Source organism: Flavobacterium sp. Arc2 (genome assembly GCF_041431385.1).
Taxonomy (GTDB): Bacteria; Bacteroidota; Bacteroidia; order Flavobacteriales; family Flavobacteriaceae; genus Flavobacterium.
In genome coordinates this window covers 20,443-39,235 of the sequence record NZ_JASMRH010000003.1, presented here as the reverse complement: position 1 = coordinate 39,235, position 18,793 = coordinate 20,443, and the positions used below count along the sequence as shown (strand labels likewise).

Annotated in this window: 12 protein-coding genes and 1 riboswitch; of the genes, 11 read left to right on the top strand and 1 reads right to left on the bottom strand. The window is 37.2% G+C overall.

Translation table 11 applies throughout. The annotated features are described in order from the left end of the window. The first annotated feature begins 75 nt into the window (after positions 1-75). From QO182_RS02545 to QO182_RS02495, 11 genes are all read left to right on the top strand, one after another. Entirely contained in the window at positions 76-1,320 is a 1,245-nt protein-coding gene (locus QO182_RS02545; protein WP_371559786.1) for a sulfate adenylyltransferase subunit 1, read from the top strand. 166 nt (positions 1,321-1,486) lie between these two features. After that, on the top strand, positions 1,487-3,577 hold the full coding sequence (locus QO182_RS02540; protein WP_371559783.1) for a nitrite reductase: 2,091 nt from the start codon (positions 1,487-1,489) through the stop codon (positions 3,575-3,577). Then, a complete protein-coding gene (gene cobA, locus QO182_RS02535) occupies positions 3,570-4,364 on the top strand; it encodes a uroporphyrinogen-III C-methyltransferase (protein ID WP_371559781.1) in 795 nt (264 codons plus the stop codon). Before QO182_RS02540 ends, cobA begins: the two co-directional genes overlap by 8 nt. Continuing rightward, positions 4,351-4,941 carry a bifunctional precorrin-2 dehydrogenase/sirohydrochlorin ferrochelatase gene (locus QO182_RS02530; protein ID WP_371541315.1) on the top strand — a complete coding sequence of 197 codons (591 nt, stop codon included), beginning with the start codon at positions 4,351-4,353 and terminating at the stop codon, positions 4,939-4,941. Before cobA ends, QO182_RS02530 begins: the two co-directional genes overlap by 14 nt. Before the next feature lie 205 nt (positions 4,942-5,146). After that, complete coding sequence (locus QO182_RS02525; RefSeq protein WP_371541312.1) at positions 5,147-6,199, top strand: NAD(P)/FAD-dependent oxidoreductase; 1,053 nt, start codon at positions 5,147-5,149, stop codon at positions 6,197-6,199. Positions 6,200-6,292: 93 nt separating this feature from the next. Next, positions 6,293-6,413: riboswitch (SAM riboswitch) on the top strand. A gap of 250 nt (positions 6,414-6,663) precedes the next feature. Beyond that, positions 6,664-7,713, top strand: a complete 1,050-nt coding sequence (locus QO182_RS02520) for a homocysteine S-methyltransferase family protein (RefSeq protein WP_371559779.1) — start codon at positions 6,664-6,666, stop codon at positions 7,711-7,713. Between the two features lie 383 nt (positions 7,714-8,096). Further along, entirely contained in the window at positions 8,097-11,204 is a 3,108-nt protein-coding gene (locus tag QO182_RS02515; RefSeq protein ID WP_371559775.1) for a vitamin B12 dependent-methionine synthase activation domain-containing protein, read from the top strand. 98 nt (positions 11,205-11,302) lie between these two features. After that, entirely contained in the window at positions 11,303-12,259 is a 957-nt protein-coding gene (gene metF / locus QO182_RS02510) for a methylenetetrahydrofolate reductase [NAD(P)H] (RefSeq protein ID WP_371541304.1), read from the top strand. 204 nt (positions 12,260-12,463) lie between these two features. Beyond that, entirely contained in the window at positions 12,464-15,541 is a 3,078-nt protein-coding gene (locus QO182_RS02505; protein ID WP_371541302.1) for a T9SS type B sorting domain-containing protein, read from the top strand. An 84-nt stretch (positions 15,542-15,625) separates the two neighbouring features. Continuing rightward, on the top strand, positions 15,626-17,047 hold the full coding sequence (locus QO182_RS02500) for an aspartate aminotransferase family protein (RefSeq protein WP_371541300.1): 1,422 nt from the start codon (positions 15,626-15,628) through the stop codon (positions 17,045-17,047). Between the two features lie 107 nt (positions 17,048-17,154). Continuing rightward, the gene (locus tag QO182_RS02495) at positions 17,155-17,775 is read left to right on the top strand and encodes a hypothetical protein (RefSeq protein WP_371559773.1); all 621 of its coding nucleotides are present in this window, start codon (positions 17,155-17,157) and stop codon (positions 17,773-17,775) included. 111 nt (positions 17,776-17,886) lie between these two features. On the opposite strand, the gene gldA is transcribed toward QO182_RS02495, so the two are convergent. Next, positions 17,887-18,786, bottom strand: coding sequence for a gliding motility-associated ABC transporter ATP-binding subunit GldA (gene gldA, locus QO182_RS02490; RefSeq protein WP_371559770.1), 900 nt, complete (start codon positions 18,784-18,786; stop codon positions 17,887-17,889). Positions 18,787-18,793: the final 7 nt, after the last annotated feature.

Below are 18,793 nucleotides of genomic sequence, written 5' to 3'. Positions count from 1 at the left end.
ATTTAAAAGTTTGTATAGAGGCATTCAACAAAACTTGAAACCTTAAACTTGAAATCCTGAAACAAAACATATAAAATGGAAGTTTTAAAAATAGCAACAGCAGGAAGTGTAGATGACGGAAAAAGTACATTAATCGGAAGATTATTATACGATACACAATCTTTGACGACAGACAAACTGGAAGCAATAGAAAAAAGCAGTAAGCAAAAAGGATATGATTATTTAGATTTTTCTTTGGCTACTGACGGATTAGTTGCTGAGAGAGAACAAGGAATTACAATTGATGTAGCGCATATTTATTTTTCTACTGCAAAGAAAAGTTACATCATTGCAGATACTCCAGGTCACGTAGAATACACTCGTAACATGGTTACAGGAGCTTCAACTTCACAAGTATCGATCATTTTAATTGATGCGCGTAAAGGTGTTATTGAACAAACCTACCGTCACTTTTTTATCAATAATTTATTGCGAGTAAAAGAGGTGATTGTTGCTGTTAATAAAATGGACTTGGTTGATTATTCTGAAGAAGTTTACAATAAAATTAAAGCCGACTTTGAAGCATTGAACGCGAAAAGTACTTTTAAAGAACAAAACGTAAGTTACATTCCGTTGAGTGCTTTAACAGGTGATAATGTAGTGGAATCATTAGGTGGAATGCCATGGTACGAAGGACAAACAATCCTAGAACACCTTGAAGCTTTGGATCCTGCAGATGTGTATGAAAAAGGAAAAGCTCGTTTTCCTGTTCAAACTGTTATTCGACCAAAAACCGAAGAGTACCACGATTTCAGAGGATATGCTGGAAAATTGTATGGCAATAATATTAAAGTAGGAGATGCAGTTACTGTATTGCCGTCTTTAACAGAATCGAAAGTATCTAACATTCACTTTTTTGACAAGCAATTTGACGAAGCTTCAGTGGGGTCTTCTGTTACTATCGAATTAGAAAATGATATTAACGTGACCAGAGGAGATATGATTGTAAAATCATCTGAATTGCCTAAAGTTGAGAAAGATATTAATACAACAGTGTGTTGGATGGACAGTAAAAAGTTGGTTCCAGGGGCAAAATATTTTGTACAACACAATACCAACAGAGTTTTAGCTAAAATTGATAGCGTGAAAAACGTAATTGCAACTGATTTCTCAGGAACTACAGAAGCGTCTCAATTAGCAATTAACGAAATAGGAGAAGTAAATATCAAGTTAAGCAAAGCAATCTATTTTGATGCTTACAACGACAATAAATCAAATGGTGCTTTTATCTTAATCGATGCAGCAACCAATACAACAGCAGGAGTAGGGTTTATACGATAGGAATCCCCACCCCAGCCCTCCCCAAAGGGGAGGGAGAGATTGTAGAAAATGTTTGTAGATAAACTTTGTGGCTATGAAGTTTATAACCAGAATATAACACAATAAAGCTCCTCACTGGCTCCCCCTCCTTCGGAGGGGGCCGGGGGGAGGATAACAGTAAATAGGTATGGAAAGTTTTAGAACCGAAATAGAGAATCCGATTGTTCAAAAAGAGATAATCGACTTAGAAAGAAAAATCGCCTTATTCAAAGATGGTAAAATTGACGATGAGCGTTTTCGTAGTCTGCGTTTAGCGCGTGGAGTTTACGGTCAGCGTCAAGAAGGCGTGCAAATGATTCGTATCAAATTGCCTTTTGGTAAAGTGACTAGTGAACAATTGGTGCGTATTACTAAAGTTTCAGATGAATATTCAACAGGACGTTTGCATATTACTACGCGTCAGGATATCCAAATTCACTATGTGAGTTTAGATAGAACGCCAGAACTTTGGGCAAACCTTGCCAAAGACGATATTACATTACGTGAAGCTTGCGGGAATACGGTAAGAAACATTACGGCAAGTGAATTGGCTGGTGTTGATGTTGACGAACCTTTTGACGTGTCGCCTTATGCGCACGCTATGTTTCAGTTTTTCTTGAGAAATCCTATTTGTCAAGAAATGGGACGTAAATTCAAAATGTCATTTTCATCTTCTGATAAAGATACAGCGCTAAGTTATTTGCATGATTTAGGATTTATTCCAAAGATTGTAAACGGGGAACGCGGTTTCAAAGTAATGCTTGGTGGAGGATTAGGTTCTCAACCACATCACGCTGAATTATTATCAGAATTTATTCCGGTAAATCAAATCATCCCAACAACAGAAGGGGTGTTAAGAGTTTTTGATCGTCATGGTGAAAGAGCCAAACGTTTAAAAGCACGTATGAAATTCCTAATTAAGGATATTGGAAGAGATGAGTTTTTACGTCTAGTTGATGAAGAGAAAAAAGCATTGTCATACCAATCATACGAAATTGATACTACTGCTTTTGACGGTGCAATTCCAGCTACTTTATTAGAAGTACCTGCAGTAACTATTGACGATACAGCTGCTTATGAAGCTTGGAAACAATCGAATGTGATTGCTCAAAAACAAGCGGGTTATGTTGCGATAGGTATTAAAGTCCTTTTAGGAGATTTTTATACAGATAAAGCGAGAGCGTTGGCCGAATTAATTAAAAATTATGGAGCAAATGAATTGCGTTTTTCATTAAAGCAAAATATTGTTCTTAGAAATATAAAAGAGGAAAATTTACCATTCTTCTACCAAGAACTAGCCAAATTAGACTTCGTGACTTTGGGTTACGATACAATTAACGATATCACCGCATGTCCAGGAACAGATACCTGTAATCTTGGAATTGCAAGTAGTACCGGAATTGCTGAGGAATTAGAAAGAGTATTAAAATTAGAATTTCCGCAATATAAAGAGAATAGAGAAATCACAATCAAAATTAGTGGTTGTATGAACGCTTGTGGACAACACAACATGTCTTCAATTGGTTTTCAAGGAATGTCTATCAACTCAGGTAAATTAGTGGCTCCGGCTTTACAAGTATTGCTTGGAGGCGGAATTTTAGGAGATGGAAAAGGACGTTTTTCTGATAAAGTAATCAAGATTCCAAGTCGGAGAGGACCTGATGCATTACGTTATATCTTAAATGATTTTGAAGCGAATGCTAACGGAAAGTCTTTCTTAGATTATTATGACGCTCAAGGCGAAAAGTATTTCTACGAATTCTTAAAACCTTTGGCGGATGTTACTAATCTTACCGACGAAGATTTTATCGATTGGGGAAATGCTGACAATTATGTAAAAGCGGTTGGAGTAGGGGAATGTGCTGGAGTTGTAATTGACCTAGTAGCAACTTTAATTTTGGAAGCCAAAGATAAATTGACTTTTGCACAAGAAGCTTTCGAAGATAAAAATTGGGCTGATGCTATTTACTTGGCGTATGCAGGTTTTGTAAATGGTGCTAAAGCTTTGTTATTGGCTGAAAACCAAAAAACAAACCACCATGCAGGAATCATCAATTTGTTTGATACTGTTTTTGTTGAAACTAAAAAAATAGCTTTAGATTCAACTTTTAAAGACTTGGTATACCAAATTAATCAAAATGAACCTTCTGAGGCTTTCGCCAAAAAATACATACAGGAAGCAATTGCTTTCTTTCAAAATATAGAAACCTACAGAGCAAAAGACTTAGCTAATGCATAAAACAGTAAAACCAATAGTAACTTTAGTAGGAGCGGGGCCTGGAGATCCAGATTTGCTTACTATAAAAGGAGCAAAAGCACTTGCTGAAGCCAATGTGGTTTTATACGATGCTTTGGCTAATGAAGAGTTGTTGAGCTATGCTCCTAAACGCGCATTGAAAATATTTGTTGGAAAAAGAAAAGGATGCCACGCTTACACGCAAGACCAAATCAACCAACTAATTGTAGATAATGCCTTAACTTATGGCCATGTCGTTCGTCTTAAAGGGGGGGATCCTTTTATTTTTGGTAGAGGAAGTGAAGAAATAGACTATGTAGAAAGTTTTGGAATTCCTACATTTGTTGTTCCTGGAATTTCATCGGCTATCGCCGTACCTGCTTCTCAAGGAATTTCCTTGACAAAAAGAGGTGTTTCGGAGAGTTTTTGGGTAATAACAGGGACAACTTCGGCGCGAAAACTATCAACAGATGTGGCTTTGGCGGCTCAATCATCAGCAACAGTTGTTGTTTTGATGGGGATGAGTAAGTTAGACCAGATTGTGTCTATTTTTCAAAATGAATCTAAGGGAGAAACGCCCGTAGCAATTATTCAAAACGGAACCACTCCAGAGGAAAAAATTGGAATAGGAACAATAAATTCGATTCAGCAAGTAGTTGCCGACAAGAATTTAAGTTCTCCAGCCATTATCGTAATTGGAGAAGTAGTAGCCGATAGTAAGAAAAGCAAGGGATTTTATAAAGAATTAAAATCCATTAGCAACAAACATGTAATATATGGAAAGGAATGAATTATACCCCGTATTTCTAAAACTCAACAATCTTAATGTATTGATTGTAGGAGGTGGAAATGTAGGTTTAGAAAAATTGACATTCATGCTGAAATCCAGCCCTAATGCAAATGTTGAGGTTGTTGCACCACGGTTTTTACCAGAATTAGTTGAGTTGGTCAATAAGCATGATTCGGTAAAGTTGACCATGAAGAAATTCAAGAAAAAGATGCTAAAGAAAAGGCATATGGTTATTGCTTGTACAGATGATCTTGAAGTGAATAAAAGGATTTATGATTTATGTAGAGAAAGATATTTAATTTGTAATATTGCCGATACACCGCCACTTTGTGATTATTATTTAGGCGGAATCGTAACCAAAGGGAATGTGAAAATTGCCATATCAACAAATGGTAAATCACCCACAACAGCCAAAAGATTACGAGAATTTTTTGAAGAAGTGATTCCTGAGGATATTAATAAAATGGTAGAAAATCTCAATGAATATCGCAAAACCTTAAAAGGTGATTTCGAAGAGAAAGTACAAAAGATGAATGAGATCACAGCTTCGTTGAAAAATAAAGAATACAGAGAATAGAGCAAAGAAATTAGAGAAGAGAATAAAGAAAATAGAACATAGTGTTCGAATGATATTTATCATTTATTTTTGAGCGAATCATTCGTTCCTTTGTGAACAAAATAATAAGTAAGAACAAGTATAACAAAAGAAACTCTTCCCAGTCTCCCCCTCCTGATAGCTATCGGGATTGGAGGGGGCTGTGGGAGGAATAAAAGTATTGAACATGATTGAAACAGATATCCTAATAATAGGAGCCGGACCAACTGGTTTATTTGCCGTTTTTGAAGCAGGATTATTAAAATTAAAATGCCATATATTAGATGCTTTGCCACAAGCAGGTGGGCAGCTATCTGAATTATATCCTAAAAAACCTATCTACGATATTCCAGGATTTCCTGAAGTACTAGCGGGAGATTTAGTAAATAATTTAATGGAACAAATCAAACAATTTGAGCCAGGATTTACCTTAGGAGAGCGTGCTGAAACAATCGTAAAACAAGAAGACGGAAGCTTTATTGTAACTTCAAACGAAGGGACTGAGTTTCATGCTAAAGTAGTTGCTATTGCAGGTGGTTTAGGAAGTTTTGAACCTAGAAAACCACTTATCGACGGAATCGCTTTCTATGAAAATAAAGGAATTAAATACTTTATCAAAGATCCAGAAGAGTTTAGAGATAAAAGAGTTGTGATTGCAGGTGGAGGAGATTCAGCGCTTGACTGGAGTATTTTCCTGACAGATGTAGCATCAGAGGTGACATTGATTCACCGTCGTAACGAATTCCGTGGCGCATTAGACTCTGTTGAAAAAGTACAGGAGCTAAAAGATTCAGGAAAAATTCGTATGATTACACCGGCTGAGGTAGTAGGATTAAATGGAGCAGAGCACATCGAGTCGATTGTTATCGATGAAAATGGAGCACAAAGAACCATTCCTACAGATTACTTTATTCCACTTTTTGGTCTTACGCCAAAATTAGGTCCTATTGGAAACTGGGGATTAGAAATAGAGAAAAATGCAATCAAAGTAAATAATGCTTTAGATTACCAAACTAATATTCCAGGTATTTTTGCTATCGGAGATGTGAATACCTATCCAGGTAAACTAAAATTAATCCTTTGTGGTTTTCACGAAGCGACATTAATGTGTCAGGCAGCTTACCAAATTATCAATCCAGGGAAACGTTATGTGTTGAAATATACTACAGTTTCAGGTGTTGACGGATTTGACGGAACTCGTAAAGAAGCTCCAAAAGCAGTGGTTAAAGCCATTGTGTAACAATTCGAATAAAAACCAATAAAAAAATATAGCGTTAATACTTGCAAGTATTAGCGCTATGTCTTTTCTTTGTAGTGTTCCTATATTTATTGACAGTTATCACGAAAGGCGGAGGGAAAGACCCGATGAAACCTTAGCAACCCTTTATCTTATAAAGAAGGTGCTACATTCTACTTTATGCTGAATATATTTCAGCATCTAAGATAGATAACACAAGAATACTTCCACAGTATTTCTCAAACCTTTTCTTGACAACATATCGATATTTTTTTTAGAGCGAATGATTGGTGCTTTTTTGCCATCATCTTTCCTGCTGTACGCTATATCTTTTTATCCTGAATTTAGTTCAGGATAAAAAGGATGCCGCTCCCATCAGGGCTAAAGAGAAACAGTAGTGAACTTTTGTAATTATTAATCAAAAGTATAGATTTAGAAAGTTTTCTAGATTTCAATTATCATACGTTATGTCAAAAGAGATTAAAGACAGTTTAGGAATTCCCCCTTCGGGGGTTAGGGGGAACATTCAAGAAGCCATTAAAAAAAACATACTCATTCTCGATGGAGCCATGGGAACTATGTTGCAACGCTACAATTTCTCCGAAGAAGATTTTCGAGGAGAGCGTTTCAAAGATTTTCCACATTCCTTAAAAGGAAACAACGATTTATTATCACTCACACAACCACAAGCTATAAAAGCGGTGCATGCTGCTTATTTTGAGGCAGGAGCTGATATTGTTGAAACCAATACTTTCTCAGGAACCACCATCGGAATGGCCGATTATCATCTAGAAGACATTGTTTATGAATTGAACTACGAATCGGCCAAAATTGCCCGTGAAGTAGCCGATGAATGGACAGCTAAAAATCCGGACAAACCTCGTTTTGTAGCTGGTTCAATAGGACCAACAAACAGAACGGCAAGTATGTCACCAGACGTAAATGACCCAGGATATAGAGCAGTAACTTTTGATGATTTGCGTATTGCGTACAAGCAACAAGTAGAAGCCTTAATTGACGGCGGAAGTGATCTATTATTGGTCGAAACTATTTTCGATACTTTAAATGCAAAAGCAGCACTTTTTGCAATCGAAGAAGTAAAAGACGAACGCAATATCGATATTCCCATCATGGTTTCAGGAACAATTACTGATGCGTCAGGAAGAACACTTTCTGGACAAACGGTAGAAGCGTTCTTGGTTTCGGTTTCACACATTCCATTGTTGAGTGTAGGATTTAATTGTGCTCTTGGAGCTGATTTGTTAAAACCATACTTACAAACATTGTCGCAAAATACTGCTTTCAATGTATCGGCACATCCTAATGCAGGATTGCCAAATGCCTTTGGAGAATATGACGAAACACCAGCCGAAATGCAATCACAAATAAAAACATATCTCGACGATAATTTGGTAAACATCATAGGTGGATGTTGCGGTACAACCCCAGAACACATCAGGTTAATTGCAGATATTGCCAAGGATTATAAGCCAAGAGTATCAACAGCAACAATGTAAAAACGTAAAGACGCGATTTGTCGCGTCTATATTATAGTCACCTACTAGCGCAAGCGTCTCGCTTGTGCCCGCAAAGAGAGTAAAACGTTCTTTAAAAAAATAAAATTAGTTGATTTTGTCATTTCGACGAAGGAGAAATCACACCAAGTGATTCAGATAATGAGATTCCTCCTTCGTCGGAAAGACAAAAATGAGAAAAAGAGTATTGTTATTAGAACAAAATCGCGTGAGGGATAGCAGTGAAAAGCCCACAGCCTGACGAAGGAAGAGCGAGGACTTGCAGCGAATAGCCCGACCCTTTTGGGGCACGCCCAGAACAATAAGAATTAAAAAGTTATACCTACATAATTTTTAAGATCGTGTAGGACAAATAAAAATATAAAATGGCACAAGCAGAAACTAGAAGAAACTTGGTATTATCGGGATTAGAACCTTTAATCATTACGCCAGATAGCGTATTTGTGAATATTGGGGAACGTACCAATGTTACGGGTTCTAGAAAATTCTTGAGATTAATCAAGGAAGAAAAATACGAAGAGGCACTGAGCATCGCAAAGGAGCAAGTGGAAGGTGGCGCACAAATCATCGATATTAATATGGATGAAGGAATGCTGGATGGCGAATATGCCATGACGAAATTCCTGAATTTAATTGCTGCTGAACCAGATATTTCGCGTGTGCCTATCATGATTGATAGCTCAAAATGGGATATTATAGAGGCAGGACTTAAAGTTGTGCAAGGAAAAAGTGTCGTAAACTCAATTTCGTTAAAAGAAGGAGAAGAGCAATTTATTCATCATGCCAAATTGATTAAACGTTACGGTGCCGCTGCAATTATCATGGCTTTTGATGAAACAGGACAGGCTGATAATTACGATCGTCGAGTTGAAATTTGCCAGCGCTCGTATGATATTTTGGTAAATAAAGTTGGTTTTCCTCCACAGGATATTATTTTCGATTTAAATATATTTCCAGTTGCGACTGGGATGGAAGAACATCGCTTGAATGCTTTGGATTTCTTTAGAGGAACAAAATGGGTTCGTGAAAATTTATCTCATGCACATATTAGTGGCGGAGTAAGTAATGTTTCATTCTCATTTAGAGGAAATGATACGGTTAGGGAAGCGATGCACTCCGTTTTCTTGTATCATGCAATTCAAAACGGAATGACGATGGGAATCGTAAATCCAGAGATGTTGACCATTTATGATGATATCCCAAAAGATTTATTGGAACGCGTTGAGGATGTAATTCTAAATAGAAGAGACGATGCTACTGAAAGACTATTGGATTTTGCTGAAAATGTAAAAGGAGATGTAAAGAGTAATGAAAAGGCAATTCAGGAATGGCGCTCGGGAACTATTCAGGAACGATTGACGCATTCATTGGTAAAGGGAGTGGATGAATTTATTCTTTTAGATATTGAAGAAGCCCGACTGGCGGCTGCAAAACCGATCGAAGTTATCGAAATTAATTTGATGACGGGAATGAATGTGGTTGGGGATTTATTTGGATCAGGAAAAATGTTTTTACCACAAGTGGTGAAATCAGCACGTGTGATGAAGAAAGCTGTGGCTTACCTTTTGCCTTTTATAGAAGAGAGTAAACAGGCTGGTGACAAACAAGGGAATGGTAAAATCTTGATGGCAACGGTAAAAGGAGATGTACATGATATAGGTAAAAATATTGTTTCCGTAGTGTTAGCTTGTAATAACTATGAGATTGTAGATTTAGGGGTTATGGTTGCTCCAGAGAAAATAATAGCAGCAGCAATAGAACACAACGTTGATATTATAGGATTGAGCGGATTAATCACGCCGTCGCTAGATGAGATGGTGTTTCTAGCGAAAGAATTGGATAAAAGAGGAATGAAAATTCCGGTGATGATCGGTGGAGCAACGACATCGCGTGCGCATACTGCCGTGAAAATCGCACCTCAATATAGAGAAACAGTAATTCATGTTAATGATGCTTCGAGAGCCGTAACGGTTGCTGGAAGTTTGTTGAACAAGGATAAAAAATTATATGCGAGTGATATAAGAGCAGAATATGATGCGTTTCGAGAAACTTTTTTGAACCGTTCGCGCGACAAAAATTTCTTGACTATTGAACAAGCTCGTAAAAATAAATTGCAATTGGATTGGGAGAATTTTACTCCTGTGAAACCAAATGTATTGGGTGAACAAGTCATCGAAGTAGAATTAGACGTATTGGTTCCTTACATTGACTGGACGCCATTTTTTAGAACTTGGGAATTGTTTGGAAAATATCCAGCGATTTTGACAGATGAAGTAGTGGGAGAGCAAGCGACTTCGGTTTTTGCAGATGCACAAGAAATGTTAACCGTTATTTTGAAAGAAAAGAAACTAACAGCTAAAGGAATCTACGGAATTTTCCCTGCGAATCAAATTAACGATGATGATATTGAGTTGTACGAAGCCCCCCCCGCCCCCGAAGGGGGAGCTACTCATATTGAGGAAAAGCAAACATGGGAAACAGCAAGTCCAGCTTTGTACGATGTTTTGAAAGAACGCGCCAAAGAAATGAGAAACAGACCAACAGAGGCAGAGAAAATGCTTTGGAATGTTTTATCAAACAAAGGAATTGAGGACTTAAAATTCAGAAGACAACATATAATTGGGGAGTACATAGTTGATTTTGTGTGTTTAGAGAAAAAGTTAGTTATTGAAGTTGATGGTGGAGTCCATGATACTATTGAACAAAAAGAGCACGATCAATATAGAACAGATTGGTTGATATCAAAAGGTTTTAAAGTTGTAAGATATACGAACAAACAAGTTTTGACTGATATTAATAATACTATAGAAAGTGTTAGAAAAGAATTGAAGACAAACTTGGAGGTTCCCCCTTCGGGGGTTAGGGGGCTCTTCTTGACGCTGCGTCAGCAATCTCAAAAAACGAAAGGAGCACCAAATATTGCGTTGTCTGATTTTATTGCTCCAAAAGACAATGGAAAGGTGGATTATATGGGGGCATTTTGTGTCACCACTGGTTTTGGTGTGGATGAATGGGCAGCTGAATTCGAAAAAGATTTAGACGATTATAATTCGATTATGGTTAAAGCTTTAGCCGACCGTTTTGCAGAAGCTTTCGCCGAATATTTACACGAAAAAGTTCGTAAAGAAGTTTGGGGATACGCATCAGATGAGAACATAAGTACCGAAGCTATGATTGCTGAGGAGTACAAAGGAATTCGTCCTGCGCCCGGATATCCTGCTTGTCCGGACCATTTAGAAAAACCAACAATTTGGAAATTACTAAATGTCGAAAAAGAAATAGGGGTAACCTTGACAGAAAGTATGGCGATGTGGCCAGCGTCATCAGTTTCTGGATATTATTTTGGGAATCCGCAAAGTAAATATTTCGGACTTGGGAAAATAAAAGAAGACCAAGTAATCGATTACGCTAAACGTAGAAGTATTTCTACTGACATGGCAACAAAATGGCTGAGTCCGAATATAGCAGACTAGAAGAATCTTGTTTCAAGTTGAAATTTGTTTAAAGTTTAAAGTTTAAAGTTGTTCGAGAGAACCTTAAACCTTAAACCTTAAACTTCAAACTAAAAAAAATGAAAGTAACGCAGCATATAGAAGACGCAAAAGGAGAAACATTATTCTCTTTTGAAATCATTCCGCCTCAAAAAGGAAAAGGTATTCAAGAATTATACGATAATATTGATCCATTAATGGATTTCAAACCGCCATTTATTGATGTAACTACATCTCGCGAGGAGTATATTTATGTCGATAAAGGAAACGGTTTATTAGATAAAAAACTAACGAGAATGCGTCCTGGAACATTGGGTATTTGTGCTTCGATTAAGCATAAATACAATGTTGATACGGTACCTCATGTACTTTGTGGTGGATTCACTAAAGAAGAAACTGAGTATTTATTGGTTGATTGTCACTATTTAGGAATTAATAATGTGATGGCATTGCGCGGTGATGCGATGAAAGACGAACAGTCTTTTGTGGCAAAAGCAGGAGGGAATAATTTTGCAGTTGATTTAGTTCAGCAAATTTATCAATTGAATGAAGGGAAGTATTTGCATGATGTTATGCATGTAGATAACAAAGCTGATTTTTGTATTGGTGTGGCGGGATATCCAGAGAAACACTTGGAATCTCCGTCATTGATTTCCGATTTAAAAAGGCTAAAAGAAAAGGTAGATGCTGGTGCTGATTATGTGGTTACTCAAATGTTTTTTGATAATTCAAAATATTTTGAGTTTGTTGCCAAAGCACGTGAAATGGGAATCACAGTTCCTATTATTCCCGGAATCAAACCACTTGCAGTACAACGACATTTACAGATTTTGCCACAAATTTTCCGTATTGACTTACCAGAAGATTTAATTGATGCTGTTGATAAATGTAAAACAAATGGTGATGTGAAACAAGTAGGAATCGAATGGGCAATTCAACAATCACTTGAGTTAAAAGCAGCGGGAGTTCCTGTATTGCATTATTATTCTATGGGAAAATCAGAAAATATTAGACAAATAGCAAGCCAAGTTTTTTAAAGGTATTGCAAACAAAACGGACTGATTTTTTTAGTTTGTTTCAATTTATTAGGCCTCATTTGTTTAAAAGCAAATGGGGCTTTTTCATTAATGCTATTTCTCGAAAGTCGAAAAAGGCGATTCGCTGAATAGTATCGGGGTTTCGCTGAGTTTTTTACAAAAACAGTAGTCAAAAATGTATTATTACTCTAAAATTAATACGTTTTGAAACAGAGACTCCTTTTTATAGTTATAATTACACTTTTTTTGACCTCTCATTTGCGCGCACAATTGTGTACTGGTAGTTTAGGTGATCCAGTTGTAAATATCGATTTTGGATCAGGAACGGGACGCGGCGGTGCGTTGGGATCTGCGATTACAGCCTATACCTATTCTGCTTCAGGAAAATTAGATGAGGGTTACTACACTATCGTCAATACAACCACCGGATTAAGAGATACAGCTTGGCATATTATTACAGATCATACTGGCAATACCAACGGATATATGATGGTGGTTAATGCCTCTACCTTGGCTACAGCCGGAATTTTTTATACCAAAACGGTGACTAATTTATGTCCTGGTACAACTTATGAATTCTCAGCCTGGTTAATGAATGTGATGACGTTTACTTCTCCTAACCCCAATGTTACTTTTACCGTTAGTACAACATCAGGAACGGTACTTGTAACCTATAACACGGGATCGCTCGCTGTAACCTCTTCAAGTACTTGGAAACAGTCTGGATTCTATTTTACGACGGGAACTGATTCCGAAGTAGTAATTACAATGCTAAACAATGCAGTTGGTGCAGCACCAGGAAATGATTTGGCTTTAGACGATATTACATTTAGAGCTTGTGGTCCAATAGTTTCGGCTATGGTGCAAAACAACAACAGTACAGATCTAACTGTCTGCGATAATGATGTTGCGACATACACACTAATTGGTAATGTTGGAACATCGGTATATTCGGATCCAGCTTATCAATGGCAAGTAAGTCCAGATAACGGAACAACATGGACAGACGTAACTGCTGCAACTTCCTTGACTTATAATGCGGTTTTTAACAGTGCGGGCACTTATTTATATAGAATGACTACTGCTCAACGAACAAATATTTCATCAGCCTCCTGTAGAGTAAGCTCAAATACAGTGACTGTCACTGTTGCCGCAAGTCCGTTGAATCCTTCAATTACTACATTACAACCAAGTTGCGCACTGCCAACAGGAACAATAACTGTAGATAGTTCAAGGAATACCACTTATAGTATCGATGGAACAAATTATCAATCGAGTGCCGTATTTTCTGGGCTGGCAGGGGGAGATTATTCGGTAACTGCAAAAGGAACAGCCAACTGTGTTTCGACCGCGATACCAGTACATATTGACACAATAGTTCCGAATTCTGGAACGGCAACGGTAACAGTTATTCAGCCTGTTATTTGCGTAGATCCATTTGGTACGATTACTTTTACGAATGTGGATTATGAATATAGTTTTGATAATGGTGCAGCTTGGACTACAGTGAATTCTAAAGTAGGATTAGTTGCGGGTATCTACAATTTAAAATCCAGAAATAGCTATGGCTGCGAAACTCCTGTGATTGCGGTCGAAATTTTTGTTCCACCAGGATATCCACCAACGCCAACAGTAGTAATTACGCAACCAGATTGTTTTACAGCAACCGGAACAATTGCCGTTTCTGATAGTGCTGCATTATATAGTTATGATAATGGAAACACTTGGTTTACTGCAAATTCAATGAATGGTTTGAATGCGGGAACGTATGAAGTGGTCATTAAAAATGCTTTGGGTTGTGTTTCGCTTGTTGCAAATTCAGCCGAAATAAAAGCATTTATTAATACAGAGCCTCTTGCTGTGGCAACGAGTCCACAGCAATTTTGCGTGCAACAAAATGCAACGCTAAATGATATTGCGATAACGGGAACAGCTATAAAATGGTATGATGCTTTTGCAAATGGTAATCTGCTAGTAGGAAGTACAATATTACAAACGGGAACTTATTATGCTTCGCAATCTGTTAGCACTTGCGAGAGTTTAAGAGTTCCCGTTGTGATAGCTATTCAAAATACTCCAGCACCCACGGGAGCTGCTTTACAAGATTTCTGTACAACTCAAAAAGCAACAATTGCTAGTTTGACAGTTATAGGTACAAATGTTAGATGGTATGATGGGTCCACGAATGGAACTGTGTTGCCAGTAACTACAAAGCTTTTAAACGGACTTACTTATTATGTGTCCCAAACAATAAATGGTTGTGAAAGTATAAATAGATTAGCCGTTACGGTTTCGATTGTGTCTCCAACTGTTCCAGTAAATGATGTTAGCGATATTCTTTGTGATGCGTTAAGCGATAGTAATGAAGTTATCGATTTAAGCGATTATGATTCGGGAATAACGACTTGTACAAACTGTGCTTTAAGCTACTATAGTACGTTGTCCGGAGCCGAAAATCAGGAGGTGTTGTCACAAATAACTTCGTTTGCAAGTTATAATTTACCATTGGGGAATACAGAGATTTTTGTCAGAATCGATTCTAATGACAAATGTTATCAAGTGGCTAAGTTGAGTTTGTCGCTAGTGAGTAATCCAGTTATTGCAATTGAGGACAATGTGGTTTTATGTCAAAATAGTAGTGTTACTGTTGATGCAGGATCTGGTTTTGATAGTTATTTATGGTCAACGGGTGAAACGACGTCATCAATAATTATTCAAACTGTGGGGTCGTATTCGGTTACGGTTAGTCAAGGTCACGGAAGCAGTAGCTGTTCGTCAACAAAAAACTTTAATGTGTTTTTATCGAATGTCGCTACAATAGCAAATGTTGAAACGCAAGATTGGACTGATGCAGATAATGTAATTGTGGTTGCCTTAACAGATGCTAGTATTGGAGATTACGAATATTCAATCGATGGAATAAACTATCAGGATAGCAACACTTTTACTGATTTATATAGCGGAGATTATACGGTGTATGTTCGTGATAAAAACGAATGTGGAATCGTAAATCAAGAAGTTTTTATTTTGAATTACCCGAAATACTTCACTCCAAACGCCGATGGGTACAATGATACTTGGGCTATTAAGTTTTCGGCATCGGAGCCATCTATTGATGTGAAAATATTTGATAGATACGGAAAGTTTTTAAAACAATTAAATGCAACTTCTTCATGGGACGGAACGTATAATGGATACGAGCTTCCCGCTACAGATTATTGGTTTGTTGTTAAAAGAGCCAGTGGAAAAGTATATAAAGGACATTTTACAATGAAAAGGTAAGGATGAGTTATTGCTGTTTTCATCTAAGTAACTTCAGATAATTCATTACATTCGGACTTGTAAAATTTTTTAATTTCGAATATAATGAATCCTATTCTGCAACAAGATTTAAATGAAATCAAAAACATTCTTGAAAAAGTAAAACAGCAAGGAGTTGATTTTCTGGAATCAATTGATACTATTTCGACTTCAAATAAAAACAGAATAACAACAAATAGGAATCTTGACGATTTTGGTTTGGGGGCATTGCCGACTTTGGAAGAGTTCAATCAACGTCTGGCCCCTTTAATGGTTTCGCAAACGGGTCCACGATATTGGGGGCTTGTCACTGGAGGTGCTACACCAGCATCTATCGTTGGTGATTGGCTGACTACTATTTATGACCAAAATACACAAGCGACAAATGCGCAAGGCGGTGTCTCAGCTTTGATAGAAATTGAAACAATTAATTTGCTGTTGCAATTATTAGACTTACCAAAAACTTTTATGGGTGGATTCGTCACTGGTGCGACCATGTCTAACTTTACTTGTTTGGCTGTTGCCAGACAATGGTTAGGAAAACAACTAGGAAAAGATTTTGCTAAAAATGGAATTACTGAACCCATAAATATTCTTTCAGCAACTCCACATTCCTCTTCTATTAAATGCCTTTCGATGCTGGGAATAGGAAGTCAAAATTTCACCAAGATAAAAACGATCGAAGGAAATAGGGAAGCAATTGATATTGATGATTTAGAAAAAAATATCGCAAACTTAAACGGACAACCTTTCATTTTGATTTCTAGTGCGGGAACCGTAAATACAGCTGATTTTGATGATTTCACTGCAATAACTAAACTAAAAGAAAAATATAATTTCTGGTGGCATATTGATGCTGCTTTTGGAGGGTTTGCTGCATGTTCTACTAAATACAAACATTTAGTGAGTGGCTGGGAAAACTCAGACTCCATTACTGTTGACTGTCATAAATGGTTGAATGTGCCCTATGAAAGTGCGTTTTATTTGGTTAAAGAGGATCATAGAAATATACAAATTGAAACTTTTCAAAATTCAAATGCACCGTATTTGGGAAATCCAATGGAAAACTTTAGTTATCTAAATTTATTGCCTGAAAATTCCCGACGGTTAAAAGCATTGCCTGTTTGGTTTTCATTATTGGCCTACGGGAAACAAGGGTATCAGGATATTATAGAGAATAGTGTGACAATGGCATTGCGATTTGATGCTTTTATTAGTGAAAACGAAAATTTTGAATTACTAGCTCCAACTCATCTAAATAACGTTTGTTTTACTTTGGCGGGAGACCATAATCAGGAAAATGTAAATTCTTTTTTAGCTAATCTTAACGATAGAGGTAAAGTATTTATGACGCCAACAGTTTACGAAAACCGAAAGGGAATTCGCGCTTCGTTTGTAAATTGGAGAACAAATGAAAATGATGTCCAAATTGTGATAGCGGAAATGAACGAAAGTGTTTTATTGATTTCCAAAGAGAGATTGCCATAAGGAATCCTATTTTTAGTAAACTGTCTAGCAGTTGGAATGGATGTAGTTCCTTGGGAACTTAGTATTAAAATCTTATATTTGATTTATCTTCCTCATAAAAAATCAAAATGAAATACCTATACTATACTCTTTTAGCGACTGCTATAACAGTTACTTCCTGTAAAAACGACGACACCGCTGCGGTTAAAGCTAATGCTGTAAATGAAATTCCTTTTTGGCAACAAAAAGGCCAGTCAACGCAGTCTTCCGGAACACAAAATGGTACTTCAGGAATGGCTACGTCGACTCCCGCGGGAATCAACCCTCCACATGGAGAGTTAAATCACCGTTGTGATATAGCTGTTGGAGCGCCGTTAAATACTGCTACAAGTGCAGGAGCTTCTGTGCAGCCGGCTTCTCTTCAGTCAACACAAACAGTTAGTAGCTCGCAAGCGCTGACTACAAAAACGGTTACGGCTAAAGGAATGAATCCACCACATGGACAAACGAATCATCGTTGTGATATAGCGGTGGGAGCTCCATTAAATTCAAAAATAGCATCACCTACCACTACTGTAAGCGAAAATTCGACTGCAGCTTCACCGGAATATACTGTTCAACCGGCATTGCCGACTTTACTGTCAACTGCAGCCGCTAATCCTGTAACTGCTGCAGGTATGAATCCAGCGCACGGAAAAGAAGGGCATCGTTGTGATATTGCTGTAGGTGCAGCTTTGCCAAAATCATAATTTTCGTTTTATTTCGTACAAACATAAAAAAGGAAGCGCGTTTAAAATTTATTTAAACGCGCTTCCTTTTTATCCGTAAAGGGAGACTGACCACTAAAAATCGATCACTTACTAGTTCTTAGTAATTTCTCTGAAAATTGCCTCTAGATTTTTATTTTTCTGATTGAGTTGCAGTGTCTTTAAGCCATTTGCGGCAGCAAAATCAAAAACTGCAGGGCGCATGTCTTTGTCGGTTGTGAAAGTCAACTCCCAAATCATGTCATGCGTGTTTTTATAGGAAGTAAGGTTTTCAATTTTGGCAATAGCCTGTTCCTCTATTTTATAATCAAATTCCACTTCGATAACTTGTTCCTTATTTTCAGAAATTAAATTATCCAATTTTTTATCAGCTACGATTTTACCATTATTGATAATGATAACGCGGTCGCAGATTGCTTCCACTTCCTGCATGATGTGTGTAGAAAGAAAAACAGTTTTGTCTTTACCCGCATTTTTGATAACATTACGAATTTCGATTAATTGATTTGGGTCTAAACCAGTTGTGGGTTCGTCAAGAATCAAAACATCTGGATTATGTAGTAAAGCGTTAGCAAGTCCCACACGTTGACGATACCCTTTAGATAATTGCCCTATTTTTTTATGGCTTTCAGTAGTTAAGCCAGTCATTTTTAGTACTTCTTCAATGCGGGATTTAGCAACTTTATAGATTTCGGCGTTAAAAGATAGATATTCCCGTACATACAAATCCAAATACAATGGATTGTGTTCCGGTAAATAACCAATAGAAAGCTGTACCGCTTTTTGATCAGAGTTTACATCATGACCATTTACTAAGGCAGAACCTTTATCTGCTGCAATATAAGTAGTCAATATTTTCATCAAAGTCGATTTTCCTGCTCCGTTCGGACCCAAGAAACCCACTATTTCCCCCTTTTTAACGGAGAATGAAATGTTGTCTAATGCTTTTTGGGCACCATAACTTTTAGATATATTATTTACTTCTATTGACATGACATAG

Coding starts and splice junctions, on each gene's coding strand:
- QO182_RS02545 (WP_371559786.1), top strand. CDS start 76: ATGGAAGTTTTAAAAATAGCAACAGCAGGAAGTGTAGATGACGGAAAA.
- metF (WP_371541304.1), top strand. CDS start 11,303: ATGAAAGTAACGCAGCATATAGAAGACGCAAAAGGAGAAACATTATTC.
- QO182_RS02540 (WP_371559783.1), top strand. CDS start 1,487: ATGGAAAGTTTTAGAACCGAAATAGAGAATCCGATTGTTCAAAAAGAG.
- QO182_RS02515 (WP_371559775.1), top strand. CDS start 8,097: ATGGCACAAGCAGAAACTAGAAGAAACTTGGTATTATCGGGATTAGAA.
- QO182_RS02500 (WP_371541300.1), top strand. CDS start 15,626: ATGAATCCTATTCTGCAACAAGATTTAAATGAAATCAAAAACATTCTT.
- QO182_RS02525 (WP_371541312.1), top strand. CDS start 5,147: ATGATTGAAACAGATATCCTAATAATAGGAGCCGGACCAACTGGTTTA.
- QO182_RS02530 (WP_371541315.1), top strand. CDS start 4,351: ATGGAAAGGAATGAATTATACCCCGTATTTCTAAAACTCAACAATCTT.
- gldA (WP_371559770.1), bottom strand. CDS start 18,786: ATGTCAATAGAAGTAAATAATATATCTAAAAGTTATGGTGCCCAAAAA.
- QO182_RS02520 (WP_371559779.1), top strand. CDS start 6,664: ATGTCAAAAGAGATTAAAGACAGTTTAGGAATTCCCCCTTCGGGGGTT.
- cobA (WP_371559781.1), top strand. CDS start 3,570: ATGCATAAAACAGTAAAACCAATAGTAACTTTAGTAGGAGCGGGGCCT.
- QO182_RS02495 (WP_371559773.1), top strand. CDS start 17,155: ATGAAATACCTATACTATACTCTTTTAGCGACTGCTATAACAGTTACT.